The following is a 19,472-nucleotide window of genomic DNA, read 5'->3' as shown; positions in this document are numbered from 1 at the left end:
GAACGGTCCGCACCCTGTGCACTCCACCACAGGCGGCGGACCGTCGCCGTTCTCCGGCCCCCGCCCACCGCCCCTCACCGAGGCGCTGCGCGCCGCCCCTCCGTGTCTGCCGTTAGTGTGGGCCTCCGTCCGAGACGCTCCCACGCCCCCTCGCGGGGCGCCCCCCCGGCCGGAGGGCCCGTAGCTCGATGTCCTCAACTCCTGAGTTTCCGCGACACGTCGTCACCGCCGTGCTCGTCGCCCACGACGGCGCCCGCTGGCTGCCGGACGCCCTCGCCGGGCTGCTCGCCCAGGAGCGCCCCGTACAGAACGCGGTCGCCGCCGACACCGGCAGTGCCGACGACTCCGCGCGACTGCTCGCCGACGCGATCGGGCCCGACCACGTCCTCCACCTCGCCCGCCGCACCGGATTCGGCGCCGCCGTCGAGGAGGCCGTCCGCACGGCGCCCGTCCTCGGACCCGAGGAACTCCCGTACCTGAAGCGCCCCAGCGGCTGGGACCCGGTCACCCGCACCTGGCAGGACGAGAACTACGACCTGCCCGAACTCCCGCACGGCGAGCCCGTCCAGTGGCTCTGGCTGCTCCACGACGACTGCGCGCCCGAGCCCGGTGCGCTCGCCGAACTGCTGCGCGTCGCCGACTCCGACGCGTACGCCGCCGTCATCGGCCCCAAGCTGCGCGGCTGGTACGACCGCAAGCAACTGCTCGAAGCCGGCGTCTCCGTCGCCCGCAGCGGCCGCCGCTGGACCGGACTCGACCGCCGCGAGCAGGACCAGGGCCAGCACGACCAGATCCGCTCCGTGCTGTCCGTCTCCAGCGCCGGCATGCTCGTCCGCCGCGACGTCTTCGAGGAGCTCGGCGGCTTCGACCGCCGGCTGCCCCTCATGCGCGACGACGTCGACCTCTGCTGGCGCGCCCACGCAGCCGGCCACCGCGTCCTCGTCGCCCCCGACGCCGTCCTGCGCCACGCCGAGGCCTCCGCCCGCGAACGCCGCACCGTCGACTGCGCCGGCCGCTCCACCGCCAACCCGCACCGCGTGGACAAGGCCGGCGCCGTCTACACGCTGCTCGCCAACACCCGCGGCCGCGCGCTGCCCTACGTCCTCCTCCGGCTGCTCGTCGGCACCGTCCTGCGCACCCTCGGCTACCTCGTCGGCAAGGCGCCCGGCCAGGCCGTCGACGAGATCATGGGACTGCTCGCCACCCTGCTGCGCCCCGAGAAGATCCTCGCCGCCCGCAAGCGGCGCAGGAACCCGGCCGTACCCGCGAACGAACTCCGCCCGCTCTTCCCCCCGCCGGGCGCCACCGTCCGCGCCGCCGCGGAACAGTTCGCCTCCCACTTCGGCGGCTCCGACGCCGACACCGGCTCCCGGCACGGCGCCGTCGAGTCCGGCCCCGGCGGCGACGACGCCGACTACCTGGAGATCGAGCAGTTCGCGCGCCTGAAGAAGATCGCCCGCAAGCCCGGGCCCGTCCTCTTCGCGCTCCTCCTCGTCGTCTCCGTCGTGGCCTGCCGCAACCTCTTCGGCGGCGGCTCCCTCGCCGGCGGCACCCTGCTGCCCGCCCCCGACACCGTCTCCGGGCTCTGGTCGCGCTACGCCGACGGCTGGCACGCCATCGGCAGCGGCGGCACCCAGACCGCCCCGCCCTACCTCGCCGTCCTGGCCGCGCTCTCCGCGCTCTTCCTCGGCTCGACGTCCTTCGCGCTGACCCTGCTGCTCGTCTGCTCGGTCCCGCTGGCCGGCCTCACCGCGTACTTCGCCTCCCGCGGCATCGTCGAGTCCCGGCTGCTGCGCGCCTGGGGCGCCATCGCGTACGCCTTCCTGCCCGCCGCCACCGGCGCCCTCGCCACCGGCCGGCTCGGCACCGCCGTCCTCGCGATCCTGCTGCCCCTCATGGCCCGCGCCGCCGTCGCCGCGCACGGCCTCGACCGGCCCGCCGGCGAACGCGGCAGCTGGCGCGCCACCTGGGCGTACACCTTCCTCCTCACCTTCGCCACGGCGTTCACGCCGGTCGTCTGGGCGCTCGCCGCCGTCCTCGGCATCGGCGTGCTCGTGCTGCGCCGTGCCGACATCACCGCCTACGGGCTGCGCTTCCTGGCCGCCGTCGGCACCCCGCTGCTCGTCCTGGCGCCCTGGTCGCTGTCCTTGCTGACCAGCCCGTCCGCGCTGCTGCGCGAGGCCGGCCTCGACATCCGCACGGGCACCGCCTCCGCCCTCGACCTGCTCGGCACCAGCCCCGGCGGCCCCGGCGCCACCGGCGGGATCGTGCTCGCCGGCCTCGTCCTCGCCGGACTCGCCGCCCTGCTGCGCGAGGAGCGCGTCCTCGCCGTCCGGGCCGCCTGGGCCGCCGCCCTCGGCGGACTCCTCTTCGCCGTCCTCACCAACGGCGCCGGCGGCACCGGCTGGGCCGGCCCCGCCACCCTCGTCTACGGCGCCGCCCTGGTCGCCGCCGGCATGGTCGGAGCCGAGGGCGGCCGCACCCGCGTCGCCGCCCACGGCTTCGGCTGGCGCCAGCCCGTCGCCGCCCTCGTCGCGCTCGCCTGCGCGCTCGGTCCGGTCGTCGCCGCGGCCGGCTGGATGATCGGCGGCGCCGACGGCCCACTCACCCGCCGCGACCCGGTCCAGGTCCCCGCCTTCGTCGCCGAGGAGAGCGGAACCCGCGACCAGGCCCGCACCCTCGTCCTCGGCGGCAGCTCGCCCGGCGAGGTCTCCTACACCCTGGTCCGCGGCTCCGGCGCACGTCTCGGCGACGCCGAACTCGCCGCCACCGGCGGCAGCGACCCGCGCCTCGACCAGGTCGTCGCCCACCTCGTGGCCGGCTCCGGCGCCGACCAGACCCAGGAGCTCAGCGGCTTCGCGATCCGCTACATCCTCGTCCGGGACGGCGCGCCGCGCTCGATGGGCCGCGTCCTCGACTCCACCCCGGGCCTCTCCCGGCTCAGCCAGCTCGACGGCAGCGCCCTGTGGCGGGTCGACCGCGAGGTCGCCCGCATCACGATCGTGGCGGGCGCCGGCAGGAACACGGCGGCCACCACGGACGCCCGGCCGGTCACGGTCGCCGCCGGCCCCGTGGAGGCCCACGCCGACGTCCCGGCCGGACCCGCCGGGCGCGTCCTGCGCGTCGCCGACCGCGCCGACGCCGGCTGGACCGCCACCCTCGACGGCAAGAAGCTCGAACCGACCACCGTCGACGGCTGGGCCCAGGGCTTCACCCTGCCCGCCGAGGCCGGCCGCCTCGACCTCACCTTCGAGGAGCCCTTCACCCACACGGTGTGGATCTGGACCCAGGTCTTCCTCGGCGTCGTCCTGCTCGTCCTCGCCCTGCCCGGCCGCCGCCGCGACATCGACGACGACCTGCCCGACGAGGAGGTCGCCATCCCCGCCCAGGCCATGGAGGGCGACGGCCGCCGGGCCCGCCGGCTGCGCGCGGCCGCCGAGGCGGAGGCCGCGGCCGAGCAGAACGAGCCGGAGCCCGAGGCCCCGCAGGCCGCCGAGCCCGCCCCCGCACCCGTGCCGGAGCAGCCCGCGTACGAGCAGCAGCAGCCCGCCTGGGACGGCCGGTACGCCGACCAGCAGCAGGGCTACTACCAGGAGCCGTACGCGTACGACCCGTACGCGCAGCAGCAGCAGCAGCAGTACGACCCCCAGCAGTACCCGCAGCAGCACTACGACCCGTACGCCCAGCAGAACGCCTACGACCCGAACGCCCCGCAGCACGGCTACGACGCGAACGCCTACGAAGGCAACGGCTACGACGCCGACGCGAACGGGTACGAACAGCAGGCCTACGACCCGTACGGCTACGAGCAGCAGCAGCGTCCCGACGGGAGCAGCAACCAGTGAAGCGCACGACCCTCTCCCTGATCGCGGTCGCCACCACGCTCGCCGCCGTCACCGGCGTCGCCGCCGTGACCGCCCCCGACGGCACCACGCCCCGGACCACCGAGGCCGCCCAGCCGCTCCCGGTCGAGCGCTCCAGCCTGCTCTGCCCGGCGCCCAGCACCTCGGAGCTCGCCGAGACCGCCTACACCTCGTTCACCCCGAAGGGGGCGCCCGCGCAGGGCGCGCCGAAGGCGGGCGGCGAGTCCCGGAGCGACGCGAAGGCGGAGCTGACGCCCGCCGCCGCGGCCGCCGCCCCCGGCGAGACCCCCGCCAAGAAGCCCAAGCCGCCCAAGCCGCCCGCGACCGTCTCCCAGCCCGGCACCCCCGTGACCGCCGAGGCGGACGGCCCCACCGCGCCCGCCCTGGCCGGGTCGGCCAACGGCGCGCTCGCACCCGGCTGGACCGTCCAGCAGACCACCGTCGTCCCGGCCGGCGGATCGCGCGGCCTGCTCGGCCTCAGCTGCTCCGCCCCGGACACCGACTTCTGGTTCCCGGCCGCGTCCACCGCCAAGCAGCGACAGGACTACGTCCACCTCACCAACCCCGACGACACCGCCGCCGTCGCCGACATCGAGCTGTACGGCCCCGAGGGCGCGCTCAAGACCCAGATCACCGAGGGCATCCCGGTCCCCGCCCACTCGACCGCACGGGTCCTGCTCTCCACCCTCACCACCGACCCCGCCCAGCAGGACGTCACGGTCCACGTCACCACGCGCAGCGGCCGCGTCGGCGCCGTCGTCGGCTCGGCCGACGAGAAGCTGGGCAGTGACTGGCTGCCGGCCTCCGCCGACGCGGCCGGCACGGCCGTCCTCCCCGGCATCCCGGCCGACGCCACCTCCGTGCGGCTCGTGGCCTTCGCGCCCGGGGACGCCGACGCCGACCTGAAGGTCCAGCTGGTCACCCCGACCGGCACGATCGTCCCGGCCAGCGCCGGCGCCCTGCATGTGAAGTCCGGCATGTCCGCCGCCGTCGACCTGCCCGACCTCACCCGCGGAGACCCCGGCTCGCTGCTCCTGACCCCGGCCGACCCGAAGAAGGCCACGCCGGTCGTGGCCGCGCTGCGGGTGGTCCGGGGCAAGGGCGACCAGCAGGAGGTCGCGTTCATCCCCGCGACCGCCGCCGTCGAGGGCCGCGGCACCGTCGCCGACAACCGCGCCAAGGGCTCCACGCTCACCCTGACCGCGCCCGCCGCCGGCGCCGAGGTACGGATCACGGCCTCGGCGGGCTCGCAGGGCGGCACCCAGGTCACCAGGACCGTCACCGTGAAGGCGGGCACGACGCTCTCCCTCCCGGCACCGGTCCCCGGCGGCCTGAAGGGCTCCTACGCGCTGACCGTCGAGCACCTGTCGGGCGGCCCCGTCCACGCCGCGCGGATGCTGGAGCTGCCGCAGGACGGCATCCCGATGTTCACCGTCCAGACGGTCTCCGACGACCGGGGCACGGTGGAGGTCCCGACGGCGCGCCAGGACCTGTCGGTCCTCGACGACTGAGCCGGCCCGGCCGAGTCACGCCGCGGGGGCGGCGGAGCCGGGTCGGTAGGGAGACGGTCGGAACCTCCCCGTACGGGTGGTCCGGCCGCCCGTACGGGTGGTGATGCGGTGCTGCCGGTCAGTCCTGCCCGTAGCGCGGGTCGACGGACTCGGGGGAGAGGCCGAGGAGATCCGCGACCTGCTCGACGACGACCTCGTGGACCAGGAGCGCGCGCTCGTCACGGCTCTTCGAGCGGATCTCGACGGGCCGGCGGTAGACGACCACGCGGGCCGGGTCGTTCTTCTCCGCGGGGGTCGAACCGCCCAGCGGAACGACCGGCTCGCCCGCCACCGTCGGCGGGACCTCCATCACCAGGAACTCCACGTCCGCCAGCTGCGGCCAGCGCCGTTCGAGACGCTCCACCGAGTCCAGCACCAGGTCGCGGAAGGTGTCCGCCCGGCTCGCGGACAGCGGGACCTGCGGCGGGGCGACCGGCCCCCGCATGCCCCGGCCGTGCCGGTCGCGCCGCCGTACGCGCGGCGCGGGACTGTCCATGCTGTCGGTGGTGTCGGTCACTGACGCAGCGTAACTCTCTCCGGTGGTCCGGGACCGGTCGGGGAAGCGGCCGGAGGCGGTGCGCGGCCGCCCCGGTTGTCGGAAGTTGAGCATTCAGGCCAAGCAAGGGCTCGAATTCCAAAGTCCCGGGGATCGGCCATCTGGCGGTCGTTGACCGGATTTCCCTCTCCCGTTGTCCGGATCGCATACCGCCCCGGCCCCCGTGCCACACCGCTCCCGCAGGTCAGAACGGGCGACCCGGCCAGGTCAGTGGCGGACGTCACACCGCGACACGGTGGAGTGACCTGGGGGAGAGTCGTCGCGGCCCGCTCAAGAGTGCGGTACCGTCCAACGTCGTGAGCCCTGTACGTCGCTGTTCGCGCACCGCGTGCGGCCGCCCTGCCGTCGCGACACTGACGTACGTCTATGCCGACTCGACTGCGGTCCTCGGCCCGCTCGCCACCTACGCCGAGCCCCACTGCTACGACCTGTGCGCCGAGCACAGCGAGCGTCTGACCGCCCCGCGCGGCTGGGAGGTCGTGCGGCTCTCCGACGGCAGCGCCCCCGCCCGCCCCAGCGGCGACGACCTCGAAGCCCTGGCCAACGCGGTACGGGAGGCGGCCCGCCCCCAGGAGCGCGCGGCCGAGGCCGGCGGCAAGGGCGGCCGCGGCGGCGACCCGATGGAGGTCGGACGCCGGGGACACCTCCGGGTGCTCCGCTCCCCCGAAAACTGATCAAGCCCCCATCCCGGGTAGTTTGGGCGTTCCGTACGCGCGCCGCAGCCGCGCGTACCCGCAGCCGAGACTTCAGGGACCTCAGGAGGATTGATCCGTGACTGCTGATCTGTCGCAGATCGTGAAGGCGTACGACGTCCGCGGGGTGGTGCCGGATCAGTGGGACGAGGCACTGGCCGAGCTGTTCGGCGCGGCCTTCGTGCGGGTCGTGGACGCCGACGCGATCGTCATCGGCCATGACATGCGCCCTTCCTCGCCGGGCCTGTCCGCCGCGTTCGCCCGCGGTGCGGCCCGCCTCGGCGCCGACGTGACGCTGATCGGTCTGTGCTCGACCGACCAGCTGTACTACGCCTCGGGCGCGCTCGGCCTGCCCGGCGCGATGTTCACCGCCTCGCACAACCCGGCCCAGTACAACGGCATCAAGATGTGCCGCGCGGGCGCCGCCCCGGTCGGCCAGGACACCGGCCTGTCCCAGATCCGCGAGCTCGTCGAGCGCTGGACGGAGGAGGGCGCCCCGGAGGCGGCGGCGACGCCGGGCCGGGTCACCGAGCGCGACACGCTCAAGGACTACGCGGCCCACCTGCTGTCCCTGGTCGACCTGACGGCGATCCGCCCCCTCAAGGTCGTGGTGGACGCGGGCAACGGCATGGGCGGCCACACCGTCCCCACGGTCTTCGAGGGTCTGCCGCTGGACGTCGTCCCGATGTTCTTCGAGCTGGACGGCACCTTCCCGAACCACGAGGCCAACCCCCTCGACCCGAAGAACATCGTCGACCTCCAGGCGCGCGTCCGCGCCGAGGGCGCCGACCTGGGCCTCGCCTTCGACGGCGACGCCGACCGCTGCTTCGTCGTCGACGAGAACGGCGACCCGGTCTCCCCGTCCGCGGTCACGGCCCTCGTCGCGGCCCGCGAACTGGCGAAGACGCCCGGCGGCACGGTCATCCACAACCTGATCACCTCCTGGTCCGTGCCGGAGGTCGTCCGCGAGCACGGCGGCACGCCCGTCCGCACCCGCGTCGGCCACTCCTTCATCAAGGAGGAGATGGCGAAGACCGGCGCGATCTTCGGCGGCGAGCACTCCGCGCACTACTACTTCAAGGACTTCTGGAACGCGGACACCGGCATGCTCGCCGCGCTCCACGTCCTCGCGGCCCTCGGCGGCCAGGAGGGACCGCTGTCCGCCCTGGTCGCCTCGTACGACCGCTACGCCTCGTCCGGCGAGATCAACTCCACGGTCGCCGACCAGAACGCCCGCCTGGCCGCGGTGAAGGCCGCCTACGAGTCCCGCGAGGGCGTCACCCTCGACACCCTCGACGGCCTCACGGTCACCTCCGCCGACTGGTGGTTCAACCTCCGCGCCTCCAACACGGAGCCCCTCCTCCGCCTCAACGTGGAAGCCCGCGACCCCGAAACCATGCAGACCCTCCGCGACGAGGTCCTCACCCTCATCCGCGCCTGACCACCCGAAGGCGCCGCCGTCCCCTCCCCGCCCGGGCCTTCCCGCCTCCTGCCGCCGCGCCCAGGGCCACTGGCCGAGCCGACCGTCCCGCCCGGCCCGGCCGGGCTCGGGACGGCCGGGCTCGGGCCGGCCGTGGCCGGTGTTGGCGGTTTCGGGCCCGGCCCTGCCCCGTCGGTCCGGGCCTCGCCCGGCTCCGTCGGTCCGGGCCACGGCTGGGCTCGGGACGGCCGTGGCCGGGTCCGCCGGTTTCGGGCTCCGCCTTGCCCTGTCGGTTCGGGGTTGAGGCTTCGGGGCCGCGTGAGTGTGCTGTGCGGATCGGCTGGGCTCGGGTCACCGCGCCCCACATGGGGGCGCCGCCTGTCGGGGTACGCCAGGACATTCCCTGCACGCTTCCGGTCCGGCCCCGGCACCCCGCTCCGGCGGGCTCCGTCCACCCGCTGCCGCTCCCGACCTCCGGGCGGGCAGCCCGCGCTCGCCCGGAGGACCCGAGCCCGCTCGGGTCGGGTCCGCCCGCCCACCTCCGTGTGGGCAATCGTCCCGCTGGGGCGGGACGGGTGGGCACACGGGACGTCAGCCCTTGCCGGGCCCAGGCTCCCCGTACGTCCCGCCCCGTACGACGGTCGCCGCGGCGGGGGGCCCGTACCCCCAGAGCCGTATCCCGAGGTCCGGGGAAGTCCCCCCACGGCCGCGAGCTCCGCAGGGCCAGGCGCCCCAGCCCAGGCGCTCGCAAGGCCAGGCGCCCCAGGCCCAGGCGTTCCCAGGCCCAGGCGCCCGCAGGGCTCAGGCGGCTCACCCGGGCGATCCGAGCCCGCCCGGGGAGCCGGGATCCCCGGTCAGGGACCCCGGCCGCGGTCCCGCCGAGGGACCACCCGAACGCCCCGGGACCCGCCCGGTCATGACGCCGTCGCCCCCCGTTACCCCGCCCGTCCACCCCCCGCCACGCGCACCCCGCAACGTAACCCCCGGCACCGCCCCCACGCCCGGCGCGTCGCCCGCGGCCCGGCGGTAGGCTGACCTGGCCCGAGACCGCCCGTATGACACGGCCCGAGACGGCACGAGACGCCGCCCGGACGACCGGCCGAACAGCCGATCGTCCGACCGTTCATACGGACGCCCCGCCCGTACCGTCCGAAGGGACCGCCCATGCCGCTCGAAGCCGGCCTCCTGGAGATCCTGGCCTGCCCGGCCTGTCACGCCCCGCTGAACGACCGTTCCGCGGACGACACCCCGGAGCTCGTCTGCACCTCCGCCGACTGCGGGCTCGCCTACCCGGTCCGCGACGGCATCCCGGTCCTGCTGGTCGACGAGGCGCGCCGCCCCGAGTAACCAGACCCAAGAGGAAGCCCTCCGGGGCCGCCCCCCGGAGGATGTCCCCGCCGGCCCGCGACGGCCGGCCCCGCTCCGACGACCGGAGGCCCGCCACATGCTCGACGAGACGCTCCTCGACGCACCGGACGCCCTCGCCCTCGCCGACCACCGCGGTCTGCTCCGCGGCGCGGCCGAAGCCGGGGCCCTGGTGCGGACCGCCGCCCGGCACGCCGCCGAGGCCGGCATCGCGGAGCTCCGCCCCGACGGCCGTCCCCGCGCCGTCCTCGTCGCCGGTCCCGGCACCGCCGCCGCCGGTGTCGCCGACCTGGTCGGCGCGCTCGCGGGCGCGTCCTCCCCGGTCATCCGCCTCCAGCCCACCGGCGTCGCCCCCGCCGCGGGCGCGCTCCGCTGGGCGCTGCCCGGCTGGGCCGGTTCGGTGGACCTGCTGCTGCTCCCGACGACGGACGGCTCCGAGCCGGGCCTCGCGGTCCTCGCCCAGCAGGCGTACCGCCGCGGCATGACCGTCGTCGGCGTCGCCCCGAAGCAGTCCCCGCTCGCCGAGGCCGTCAGCGGCGCCCACGGCCTGCTCGTGCCGATGGCCATGGCCCCGCACGAGACCGCCGAGGAGTACGAGGAGGTCCTCGCCGCGAGCCCGGGAGCCCTGTGGGCGCTGTTCACGCCGCTGCTCGCCCTCCTGGACCGCGTCGGTCTGGTCGAGGCCCCGCCGGAGGCGCTGGAGCAGGTCGCCGATCGCCTGGACCACATGGCGGAACGCTGCGGCCCGGCCATCGCCACGTACAGCAACCCCGCCAAGACCCTCGCCGCCGAGCTCGCCGACAGCATGCCGCTCGTGTGGACCGAGGGCGAGGCGGCCGGCCCGGCCGGCCGCCGCTTCGCCGCCGTCCTCGCCGAGCTGGCCGGGCTGCCCGCGCTCGCCGCCGAGCTCCCGGAGGCGCTGCCGGCCCACGGCATGCTGCTCGCCGGGGACTACGCGGCCGGTGCCGACCCCGACGACTTCTTCCGCGACCGCGTCGAGGAGCAGCAGGCGCTGCGCGCCCGCGTCGTCCTCATCCGTGACCGCCCCGCCGAGGGCAACGCCCTCAGCGCCGCCCCGTCCGCCCGGGAACTCGCCCTCGGCCACGGCACGGCCATCAGCGAGCTGGAGCCGGAGGAGGGCACGGCACTGGAGAACCTGGCCGAGCTCATCGCCGTCACCGACTTCGCCGCCGTGTACCTGGCCCTGGCCACGGCGGGCCGGCCGGCCGACTAGCCCCGGGGGCGGGCGGAGCACCACCGGTGCAGCGCCGCCCCGGCCCCGCGCCGACCGCCCACCCGACCGCCCACCCCCCGCGGCCCCACATCCCCCGCCGCACGGGGCACCCGGCACCGACACCGTTGTCGGCACCGGGGACCCGGCACCGGGACCCGGCACCGGGCGGCGCCGCGGGAACCGGGACCCGGGACTGGGACCGCCGCCGCAGCGCGGTACGGGGACAAGCCCCAGCCTCAGCACCGGCATCGGGACCGCCTCGGCCCGCCGCCGGCACCGGCACCGGAACCGGCACCAGAACTGGACCGGCCAGGGAACGCCCCAGCCACCGGCACCCCAGCCACCGGTACCGCCGCCACCGACCCCACCACCCCCCTGACGCCGCCCCCACGTCCATCACCGCACCCACCGCACTGAAAAGAGCTGGAAGCCCCATGGACCGCCTCGTCAACACCGTCCGCCCCTACGCCTGGGGATCCACGACGGCCATCCCGGAGCTGCTCGGCGTCGCCCCCACCGGCGAGCCCCAGGCCGAGATGTGGATGGGCGCCCACCCCGGCGCCCCGTCCCGTACCGCCCGCGGACCCCTCGACGAGGTCATCGCCGCCGATCCCGTGGGCGAACTCGGCGCGGCCGCCGTCGACAAGTTCGGTCCCGGGCTGCCCTTCCTGTTCAAGCTGCTCGCCGCCGGTGCCCCGCTCTCGCTCCAGGTGCACCCCGATCAGGAGCAGGCGCGCGCCGGGTTCGCCGCGGAGGACGCCGCGGGCCTCCCGCTGGACGACCCGCGGCGCAACTACAAGGACGCCAACCACAAGCCCGAACTGATCTGCGCCCTCACCCCCTTCCACGGCCTGTGCGGCTTCCGCGACCCCGTCGAGGCCGCCGACACGATGGCCGCGCTCGGCGTGGACTCCCTCAAGCCGTACGTCGACGTGCTCCACGCGCACCCCGAAGAGGCCGCCCTGCGCGAGGTCCTCACCGCGCTGCTCACCGCCGACCGCACGGAGATGGCGCACACCGTCGCCGAGGCCGCGCACGCCGCCGCCCGGCTGGGCGGCGCCCACGCCCCGTACGCCCAGATCGCCCACCACTACCCGAGCGATCCGGGCGTGCTCGCCGCCATGCTGCTCAACCCGGTCTCGCTCCAGCCGGGCGAGGCGCTCTTCCTGGGCGCCGGCGTCCCGCACGCGTACCTCGACGGCCTCGGGGTAGAGATCATGGCCAACTCCGACAACGTGCTGCGCTGCGGACTCACCCCCAAGCACGTCGACGTCCCCGAACTGCTGCGCGTCGTCCGCTTCGAACCGATGGACCCGGGCGTGCTCCGCCCCGAGGCCTCCTCGACGGGCGAGGAGGTCTACGACACCCCGATCGACGAGTTCCGGCTGTCCCGCTTCGTCCGGGCCGAGGGCGCCGCACCGACCGACGTCACCGCCCCCACGCCGCAGATCCTCCTCGCCTCCGCAGGCCGCCCCGAAGTGGGCGGCGAGTCCCTCGCACCCGGCGAGTCCGTGTTCGTACCGGCGGGCGAAAAGGCCGAACTGTCCGGTACGGGAACGGTCTTTCGCGCCACCGTCATCGCCTGATGCGAGAATGACCGGCCGAACGACGGCAAAGGATCGGCAATATGCTGCCGTCGGCAGGGCCGGAGCATCGACGAAGGGAACAGACACACCCATGAGCGCGTCAGGCGGAACCAAGGCGATCGTGGCGGCACTGGCCGCCAATCTCGCGATCGCCGCAGCCAAGTTCGTGGCGTTCCTCTTCAGCGGTTCGTCCTCGATGCTCGCGGAGTCCGTGCACTCCCTCGCCGACTCCGGCAACCAGGGCCTGCTCCTCCTCGGCGGCAAGCGAGCCCAGCGCGAGGCCACCCCGCAGCACCCGTTCGGCTACGGCCGCGAGCGCTACATCTACGCCTTCCTGGTCTCCATCGTGCTCTTCTCGGTCGGCGGCATGTTCGCCGTCTACGAGGGCTACGAGAAGATCAAGCATCCGCACCCGATCGAGGCCTGGTACTGGCCCGTCGGCGTTCTCGTCTTCGCGATCATCGCGGAGAGCTTCTCCTTCCGCACCGCGATCAAGGAGTCGAACCCCCTGCGCGGCGACCAGTCCTGGAAGGACTTCGTGCGCCGGGCGAAGGCCCCCGAGCTGCCCGTCGTCCTCCTGGAGGACTTCGGCGCCCTCGTCGGTCTCGTCCTCGCCCTCGGCGGCGTCGGCCTGGCCCTGCTGACCGGCGACGGCCTCTGGGACGGCATCGGCACCCTGTGCATCGGTGTCCTGCTCATCGTCATCGCCCTCGTGCTCGCCGCCGAGACCAAGTCGCTGCTGCTCGGTGAGTCCGCCGGCATCGAGCAGGTGAAGCAGATCGAGGCGGCGATCGTCGACGGTGACACCGTCACCCGCCTCATCCACATGCGCACGCTCCACCTCGGCCCGGAGGAGCTGCTCGTCGCGGCGAAGATCGCCGTCCAGCACGACGACACCGCCGCCGAGGTCGCCACCGCCATCGACGCGGCCGAGGCCCGTATCCGCGCGGCGGTCCCGATCGCCCGGGTCATCTACCTGGAGCCGGACATCTACAGCGAGCGGGCGGCGCGGGCGAAGGCGGACACGGCCTGACACCGGCGGCCCGGCGCCCGCCGCCAGGCCACCGGCCGACAGCACCGGCCCCTCGTCGCACGGCGAAGGCCCCGGACCCGATCACCAGGGTCCGGGGCCTTCGCCGTGCCGTACCCGCTCCCCGGCCCCGGGAGACCCCTCCGGGCCGCTCCGCACGTCCTTGCCGTCGGCCGCGGTGAAGGCGCCGGAGGAGGCGATGGTGACGTGCCGGGTCCCGATGCGCGTCGCCCGCGCGAGCGCGCCCGTCGCCCGTCGCGCGAGTGCGCCCGGCCGTGCCCGCGACGCGAGGCGTGCTGCCGTGCCTGTCGCACGACGGGGTCCGGCCGTGCCCGTCATGCCGGGTCGTGCGGCCGCGCCATCGCGCCCCGGCGTCCGTCCGTGCCCTTCGTACGCCTCCGTACGCGGTGCCCTTCAGGCCACGGCGTACGGAGGCGGCGGCGAGCCCGCGGCCCGCCGCGCCGACCGGCCGACCAGCCACCCGGCCAGCCCGCAGCCGAGCCCGGCCAGCGCGACGACGATGCCGCCGGCCAGGCCACCGACGGCGGTGAGGACGGGGACGGCCTTCCCTTCCAGGGCCCGCTCGCGGACCGCGTCGGCGGGAATCGTCCCGCCGACACCGTCGTCGACGAAGAAGCGGGAGTCCCGCGACACGTCCCGGTTGTCGCCCATGACGAAGAGCCGGCCCTCCGGCACCTTCACGTCGTAGTCCTCGCCGGCACCGCCCATGTCGCCGGCACCGGCGACGTAGCTCTCCCGCAGCGGCGTTCCGTTCACGTACACCTGGCGCCCGTCGCTCCGCACCCGGTCGCCGCCGACGCCGATGACGCGCTGGAACACGAGGTCGGTGTCCGCGTAGCGGCCGGGGAGGTAGCAGAAGACCACGTCACCGCGCCGGACCTCGGCGCCGTCGATCTTCTTCGTGAACACGGTGTCGCCCCTGGGGTACGTCGGCTCCATGGAGTCGGAACCGACGGTGTGGCCGCCGAAGAACGTGTCCCCCACCAGCACGGTGGCGAGCGCCGTCAGCACACCCAGCGGAAGCAGGATCCACCCCGCGATCCGCAGGCCCCGCCCCGGTCTTCCCGATCTCATCCCTGGGTCCCCTCCCGACACGATCTCGGCCCGCACCCTATAGGCGCGGGCCCAGGCCGCCGGAGGGGATCCCCCCGCGACCGGCCCCACCGGCCCGGGGAGAGCGGCACGAGGATCGGCGGGGCCCCGGCCCGGGACCCCGCCGCGACCCCCGATCCGGTCGATCTCGGTCCGGGTGGACTGTGGGCCGCTGCGCCGATCGGTGTAGATTCGTGACCAGCCAGACGTCGCTGCTGATGGCGGTCGGGCGGTCCGCGCATGGACCGGCCGAGGGAGAGAGGGCCTCCGACGACTGCACCGCGAATCCACGCGGGAGCACCGGGCATTCGTATGCCCGCGTCGCCCACAGCCGCGGTGCCAGGTGCCCACTCGACCCTCGAAACCGATCCACGAGGAGCAGCTCCAGTCATGACGACTGTCGCCAAGCAGGACTTCAAGGTCGCCGACCTGTCCCTGGCCGTGTTCGGCCGCAAGGAGATCACCCTCGCCGAGCACGAGATGCCCGGCCTCATGTCGATCCGCCGGGAGTACGCCGAGGCGCAGCCCCTCGCCGGCGCCCGCATCACCGGCTCCCTGCACATGACCGTGCAGACCGCCGTCCTCATCGAGACCCTGGTCGCCCTCGGCGCCGAGGTCCGCTGGGCCTCCTGCAACATCTTCTCCACCCAGGACCACGCCGCCGCGGCCATCGCCGTCGGCCCGAACGGCACCCCGGAGAACCCGCAGGGCGTTCCGGTCTTCGCCTGGAAGGGCGAGACCCTGGAGGAGTACTGGTGGTGCACGGAGCAGGCGCTGACCTGGCCGAACACCCCGACCGGCGGCCCGAACATGATCCTCGACGACGGTGGTGACGCCACCCTCCTCGTCCACAAGGGCGTCGAGTTCGAGAAGGCCGGCTCCGCTCCGGACCCGTCCACCGCGGACAGCGAGGAGTACGGCTACATCCTCCAGCTCCTCAACCGGACCCTCGCCGAGAACCCGCAGAAGTGGACCCAGCTGGCGTCCGAGATCCGCGGCGTCACCGAGGAGACCACGACCGGTGTCCACCGTCTGTACGAGATGATGCAGGCCGGCACGCTGCTCTTCCCGGCGATCAACGTGAACGACGCCGTGACGAAGTCGAAGTTCGACAACAAGTACGGCTGCCGCCACTCCCTGATCGACGGCATCAACCGCGCCACCGACGTCCTCATCGGTGGCAAGACCGCCGTGGTCTTCGGTTACGGCGACGTCGGCAAGGGCTGCGCGGAGTCGCTGCGCGGCCAGGGCGCCCGCGTGATCGTCACAGAGATCGACCCGATCTGCGCGCTGCAGGCGGCGATGGACGGCTACCAGGTCGCCACGCTGGACGACGTGGTGGAGACGGCCGACATCTTCATCACCACGACCGGCAACAAGGACATCATCATGGCCTCGGACATGGCCAAGATGAAGCACCAGGCCATCGTGGGCAACATCGGTCACTTCGACAACGAGATCGACATGGCCGGCCTGGCCAAGGTCCCCGGCATCGTCAAGGACGAGGTCAAGCCGCAGGTCCACACCTGGACGTTCCCGGACGGCAAGGTCCTGATCGTCCTGTCCGAGGGCCGTCTGCTGAACCTGGGCAACGCGACCGGCCACCCGTCCTTCGTGATGTCGAACTCGTTCGCGGACCAGACCCTGGCCCAGATCGAGCTCTTCACGAAGCCGGAGGAGTACCCGACCGACGTCTACGTGCTGCCCAAGCACCTCGACGAGAAGGTCGCCCGCCTCCACCTCGACGCCCTCGGCGTCAAGCTCACCACCCTCCGCCCGGAGCAGGCCGAGTACATCGGCGTCAAGGTCGAGGGCCCGTTCAAGCCGGACCACTACCGCTACTGATCCACGACCGGCGGGTGACGGCAGACACCGGCACCCGCCCGTCACGGAAACCCGGAGCGGAACAGGCAGGCCCCCGCACCCCCGTGCCGGGGGCCTGCCCCGTCCCGACTACCGCCCCAGGACGCACCCCGAGGACCCATGCCCCGCGGCCGCTATTCGCTCTACGATCCGCACGATCACACCCCCCTCGGCGAAGAGCACTTCCACTGCGCGCCCGGCCCCTCCGGCTGGCGCTACGTCGCACGGACCACCACCCCCTCCGGCGAACCGAGCGGCTCCGTCGACCTGGCCGTCGACGACCTGGGCCGCCCCATCCGTCTCGAACTCCACGCCGCCGACTGGCAGGTCCGCGGCGCCGCTCTCGACGGCGTCACCTGGGTCCGTACCGACCCCACCGGAACCCACGCCACCGAAGGCAATGTGCGCGCGCACGCCTTCACCGGCACGTCCCCGGCGTTCCTCGTCGCGATCTCCCGACTCCTGCGCCTCACCCCCGATTCCCCGGAGACCCGCGTCCGGCTCGTCGCCTTCACGGATCCCGTGCTCGCCCCCCTGACGGTCGACCAGTCCTGGGCCCTGGTGAAGAGTGAAGCGCACGCCACTGACAACGGCCCCCTGATCGTGGACGAGTACCAGGTCAGCGCCCTCGACACGGGCGAGCGGCACACCGTCCACATCGCCGGCGACGTGGTCCTCGCGGCCCCCGGCATCGAACTCGAAGAGCTCGACACCCCGCCGAACGCCCGCTGACGCCGACCGCCGCCCCCGCATCCGCGCTGCGCGGCCCCTCAGGCCGGGGGAGCGAACCCGGTCGCGCGCGGCCCCTCACCGTCCGCGGGCTCCGGCCGGCGTACGGGAGCGGCCGGCGCGGAGGCGGGAGCAGCCGGGGGAGCGCCCCCGAAGGAGACGGGTGGGAGAGCGGTCGCGGCGGGAGCCGCCGCACCACCCGACGGGGCCGGTGAGGCGCCCCCCGCTGCCGGCGCGGCCGCAGGGGCGAAGGCCCGCCGCGCGTCCCGCGCCTGCTGCTCGGCCACGACACCCGCGAGATACGCGGCCGCCGGCACACCCGGCGGCGGAGGCGTCCCGGTCCGCGCCACCAGCTCGTCCGCCAGGCGTTCCGCGAGCCGCTGACCGATCGCGGGGTCGAGCCCGCCCATACGCGTCAGGTACTGCCGTATCTCCAGCCACAGGGCATCGGGCACGGCCGACAGATCGAGCGCGGCGAACCGCCCCACGAGCCACGGCGGGGGAGGGGGCACGACCAGAGCGGACGCGGGAGCCACCCGCTCCCGCACCACCAGGGTCCCCGCGAAGACGTCGCCGATCCGCCGGCCCCGCTCGGACACCAGCGAGGCGACGCAGGCGACGACCCCCATCGTCATGAGGATCTCCACGACCCCCATCGCCCCGCGCACCAACGCGTGCCGGAACCGGATCGGCCCGCCGTCCTCCCGCACCACCCGCAGCCCGCACACCAGCTTCCCGAGCGACCGCCCGTGGGACAGCGTCTCCACGGCGATCGGCGCCCCGACCAGGACCAGCACGAAGGACGCGACGGACAGCGCCATCACCGCCGCCTCGTCCAGCGAGGCCGTGGCGAGCGCGATCCCCACACTGATCAGCAGGTAGCCGGCCCACACGACGACCAGGTCGAGCAGCAGCGCCAGCGCCCGGCTCGGCAGCCGAGCCGGCTGCAGCCCCAGATAGACGGCATCCCCCGTCACGACCCCGCTCACCGCGCCCACCCTTCGTCGGCCTGCCGATCCCCGTCCGAACGCCAGTCTGCCAAGCTGACCCGCAGCGCGCCGCAGTAGTACGGACCCGTACGCACCCAGTGCCTGGAGCAGCAGTCGATCATGGACCTCGACGTCTTCGTCACCGCCCACCGGGCCGAGTGGGACCGCCTCGACCACCTGCTGCGCCGCGGCCGTCGCCTCACCGGAGCCGAGGCCGACGAACTCGTCGCGCTCTACCAGCGCACGGCCACGCACCTCTCGCTCATCCGGTCCAGCGCTCCGGACCCGATGCTCACGGCCCGGCTCACCCAGCTCGTCGCCCGCGGCCGCGCCACGGTCACCGGTACCCGCCGCGCCTCGTGGCGCGACGCGGCCGCCTTCCTGACCGGGGGCTTCCCGGCGGCGGTCTACCGCTCACGTCACTGGTGGATACCGACCGCGATCCTCTCCACCCTGCTCGCCGCCCTCATCGGCTGGTGGATCGGGACGCACCCGGAGGTCCAGTCGGCCATGGGCGCCCAGGCCGAGCTCCGCGAGATGACCCGCCCCGGCGGCCGGTACGAGACCTACTACTCCAGCCACCCCGCCGCCTCCTTCGCGGCGCAGGTGTGGACGAACAACGCCCAGGCGGCGGCCGTGTGCCTGGTCTTCGGGGCTTTCCTCGGCCTCCCGGTGCTGCTGGTCCTCTTCGCGAACATGCTGAACCTCGGCGTCGGCATCGGCCTCATGGCGTCCGCCGGCCGCCTCGACGTCTTTCTCGGCCTGGTCCTCCCGCACGGCCTCCTGGAACTGACCGCCGTCTTCGTCGCCGCCGGCACCGGCCTCCGCCTCGGCTGGACCGTCATCGACCCCGGCCCCATGACCCGCCGTACCGCCCTCGCCCAGCAGGGCCGTGCGGCGATCGGCATGGCCGTCGGTCTCGCCCTGGTCCTTCTCGTCTCGGGCCTGATCGAGGGCTTCGTGACCCCCTCCGGCCTTCCGACGTGGGCCCGCATCGCCATCGGTGTCGTCGCCGAACTGGCATTCCTCGCGTACGTCTACGTCCTGGGCGGTCGAGCGGCCCGCGCCGGCGACATGGGCGACGTCGAGGAGGCGGACCGCACGGCCGAGCTGCCCACCGCGGCCTGATGTGCGGAGCACCCCGCCGAGCTGCTAGCCTCCTCTTCGCCCGCAAAACCCGTTGACACGGGTGGCGTGGGGAGGTAGATTCAAACGGTTGCCTGGAGCTGGACAAGCTCAAGGTCGACGAGTTAGACTCTCTCTCGCTCCGGTCGGACATCGACAATGACGGAGCCACCCCGATTCCCTATCTCGATCACGAAGTCGCCCGTTAGGCCGACGGAAATGATTCTGATAAAGTCGGGACGCGCCGGAAGGCCTCGGAGAAAAGACGAAAGTCGGAAAGCCGGGACCGGAAAGCACCGAGGAAATCGGGTCGGAAAGATCTGATAGAGTCGGAAACGAAGGAAGCGCCCGGAGGAA

General features: G+C 74.2%; 14 protein-coding genes. 11 read left to right on the top strand and 3 right to left on the bottom strand.

Going from position 1 to position 19,472, the window contains the following annotated elements; translation table 11 throughout:
* Nucleotides 1–188 precede the first annotated feature (188 nt).
* Nucleotides 189–3,845 (top strand): glycosyltransferase family 2 protein, encoded by a 3,657-nt coding sequence (locus ACGF1Z_RS34735; RefSeq protein WP_393010503.1) that lies wholly within the window; start codon nucleotides 189–191, stop codon nucleotides 3,843–3,845.
* The gene (locus ACGF1Z_RS34730; RefSeq protein ID WP_393010501.1) at nucleotides 3,842–5,374 is read left to right on the top strand and encodes a DUF5719 family protein; all 1,533 of its coding nucleotides are present in this window, start codon (nucleotides 3,842–3,844) and stop codon (nucleotides 5,372–5,374) included. The genes ACGF1Z_RS34735 and ACGF1Z_RS34730 overlap by 4 nt, the downstream gene beginning before the upstream one ends.
* Before the next feature lie 118 nt (nucleotides 5,375–5,492).
* Here ACGF1Z_RS34730 and ACGF1Z_RS34725 read toward each other — a convergent pair whose 3' ends face one another.
* A complete protein-coding gene (locus tag ACGF1Z_RS34725) occupies nucleotides 5,493–5,909 on the bottom strand; it encodes a metallopeptidase family protein (RefSeq protein WP_393010539.1) in 417 nt (138 codons plus the stop codon).
* A gap of 305 nt (nucleotides 5,910–6,214) precedes the next feature.
* Here ACGF1Z_RS34725 and ACGF1Z_RS34720 point away from each other — a divergent pair, with 305 nt between their 5' ends.
* The 6 genes from ACGF1Z_RS34720 to ACGF1Z_RS34695 all read left to right on the top strand — a co-directional run bounded on the left by ACGF1Z_RS34720 (nucleotide 6,215) and on the right by ACGF1Z_RS34695 (nucleotide 13,299).
* Nucleotides 6,215–6,643 (top strand): DUF3499 domain-containing protein, encoded by a 429-nt coding sequence (locus ACGF1Z_RS34720; RefSeq protein ID WP_376638599.1) that lies wholly within the window; start codon nucleotides 6,215–6,217, stop codon nucleotides 6,641–6,643.
* A gap of 97 nt (nucleotides 6,644–6,740) precedes the next feature.
* Nucleotides 6,741–8,102: a phosphomannomutase/phosphoglucomutase gene (locus ACGF1Z_RS34715; protein ID WP_393010499.1), complete on the top strand. Its 1,362-nt coding sequence runs from the start codon at nucleotides 6,741–6,743 to the stop codon at nucleotides 8,100–8,102.
* A 1,143-nt stretch (nucleotides 8,103–9,245) separates the two neighbouring features.
* The gene (locus ACGF1Z_RS34710; protein WP_382487820.1) at nucleotides 9,246–9,428 is read left to right on the top strand and encodes a Trm112 family protein; all 183 of its coding nucleotides are present in this window, start codon (nucleotides 9,246–9,248) and stop codon (nucleotides 9,426–9,428) included.
* Nucleotides 9,429–9,525: 97 nt separating this feature from the next.
* Complete coding sequence (locus ACGF1Z_RS34705; protein WP_393010497.1) at nucleotides 9,526–10,680, top strand: SIS domain-containing protein; 1,155 nt, start codon at nucleotides 9,526–9,528, stop codon at nucleotides 10,678–10,680.
* A 434-nt stretch (nucleotides 10,681–11,114) separates the two neighbouring features.
* Nucleotides 11,115–12,266, top strand: coding sequence for a mannose-6-phosphate isomerase, class I (manA, locus tag ACGF1Z_RS34700; protein WP_393010495.1), 1,152 nt, complete (start codon nucleotides 11,115–11,117; stop codon nucleotides 12,264–12,266).
* A gap of 91 nt (nucleotides 12,267–12,357) precedes the next feature.
* Nucleotides 12,358–13,299 (top strand): cation diffusion facilitator family transporter, encoded by a 942-nt coding sequence (locus ACGF1Z_RS34695; RefSeq protein ID WP_393010493.1) that lies wholly within the window; start codon nucleotides 12,358–12,360, stop codon nucleotides 13,297–13,299.
* A gap of 411 nt (nucleotides 13,300–13,710) precedes the next feature.
* Here the strand turns inward: ACGF1Z_RS34695 and lepB are convergent, their stop codons facing one another.
* Nucleotides 13,711–14,391: a signal peptidase I gene (lepB, locus tag ACGF1Z_RS34690; protein WP_393010491.1), complete on the bottom strand. Its 681-nt coding sequence runs from the start codon at nucleotides 14,389–14,391 to the stop codon at nucleotides 13,711–13,713.
* Nucleotides 14,392–14,799: 408 nt separating this feature from the next.
* Here lepB and ahcY point away from each other — a divergent pair, with 408 nt between their 5' ends.
* Together ahcY and ACGF1Z_RS34680 are read left to right on the top strand one after the other, a co-directional pair.
* Entirely contained in the window at nucleotides 14,800–16,254 is a 1,455-nt protein-coding gene (gene ahcY / locus ACGF1Z_RS34685; RefSeq protein WP_393010489.1) for an adenosylhomocysteinase, read from the top strand.
* Nucleotides 16,255–16,392: 138 nt separating this feature from the next.
* Nucleotides 16,393–17,004 carry a hypothetical protein gene (locus tag ACGF1Z_RS34680; protein WP_393010487.1) on the top strand — a complete coding sequence of 204 codons (612 nt, stop codon included), beginning with the start codon at nucleotides 16,393–16,395 and terminating at the stop codon, nucleotides 17,002–17,004.
* Between the two features lie 38 nt (nucleotides 17,005–17,042).
* Here ACGF1Z_RS34680 and ACGF1Z_RS34675 read toward each other — a convergent pair whose 3' ends face one another.
* On the bottom strand, nucleotides 17,043–17,990 hold the full coding sequence (locus ACGF1Z_RS34675) for an RDD family protein (protein ID WP_393010485.1): 948 nt from the start codon (nucleotides 17,988–17,990) through the stop codon (nucleotides 17,043–17,045).
* Nucleotides 17,991–18,110: 120 nt separating this feature from the next.
* Here ACGF1Z_RS34675 and ACGF1Z_RS34670 point away from each other — a divergent pair, with 120 nt between their 5' ends.
* Nucleotides 18,111–19,118 carry a stage II sporulation protein M gene (locus tag ACGF1Z_RS34670; RefSeq protein ID WP_393010483.1) on the top strand — a complete coding sequence of 336 codons (1,008 nt, stop codon included), beginning with the start codon at nucleotides 18,111–18,113 and terminating at the stop codon, nucleotides 19,116–19,118.
* Nucleotides 19,119–19,472: the final 354 nt, after the last annotated feature.

The organism is Streptomyces sp. NPDC048018 (genome assembly GCF_043202995.1).
Lineage (GTDB): Bacteria > Actinomycetota > Actinomycetes > Streptomycetales > Streptomycetaceae > Streptomyces.
Note: the sequence above shows the minus strand (reverse complement) of the source record. Positions and strands in the feature narration are given on the sequence as shown.

Excerpts from the sequence above, each read along its gene's own strand:
- ACGF1Z_RS34680 (WP_393010487.1), top strand. The coding sequence starts at position 16,393 with ATGCCCCGCGGCCGCTATTCGCTCTACGATCCGCACGATCACACCCCC.
- ACGF1Z_RS34710 (WP_382487820.1), top strand. The coding sequence starts at position 9,246 with ATGCCGCTCGAAGCCGGCCTCCTGGAGATCCTGGCCTGCCCGGCCTGT.
- ACGF1Z_RS34725 (WP_393010539.1), bottom strand. The coding sequence starts at position 5,909 with ATGGACAGTCCCGCGCCGCGCGTACGGCGGCGCGACCGGCACGGCCGG.
- ACGF1Z_RS34695 (WP_393010493.1), top strand. The coding sequence starts at position 12,358 with ATGAGCGCGTCAGGCGGAACCAAGGCGATCGTGGCGGCACTGGCCGCC.
- ahcY (WP_393010489.1), top strand. The coding sequence starts at position 14,800 with ATGACGACTGTCGCCAAGCAGGACTTCAAGGTCGCCGACCTGTCCCTG.
- lepB (WP_393010491.1), bottom strand. The coding sequence starts at position 14,391 with ATGAGATCGGGAAGACCGGGGCGGGGCCTGCGGATCGCGGGGTGGATC.
- ACGF1Z_RS34705 (WP_393010497.1), top strand. The coding sequence starts at position 9,526 with ATGCTCGACGAGACGCTCCTCGACGCACCGGACGCCCTCGCCCTCGCC.
- ACGF1Z_RS34670 (WP_393010483.1), top strand. The coding sequence starts at position 18,111 with ATGGACCTCGACGTCTTCGTCACCGCCCACCGGGCCGAGTGGGACCGC.
- ACGF1Z_RS34735 (WP_393010503.1), top strand. The coding sequence starts at position 189 with ATGTCCTCAACTCCTGAGTTTCCGCGACACGTCGTCACCGCCGTGCTC.
- manA (WP_393010495.1), top strand. The coding sequence starts at position 11,115 with ATGGACCGCCTCGTCAACACCGTCCGCCCCTACGCCTGGGGATCCACG.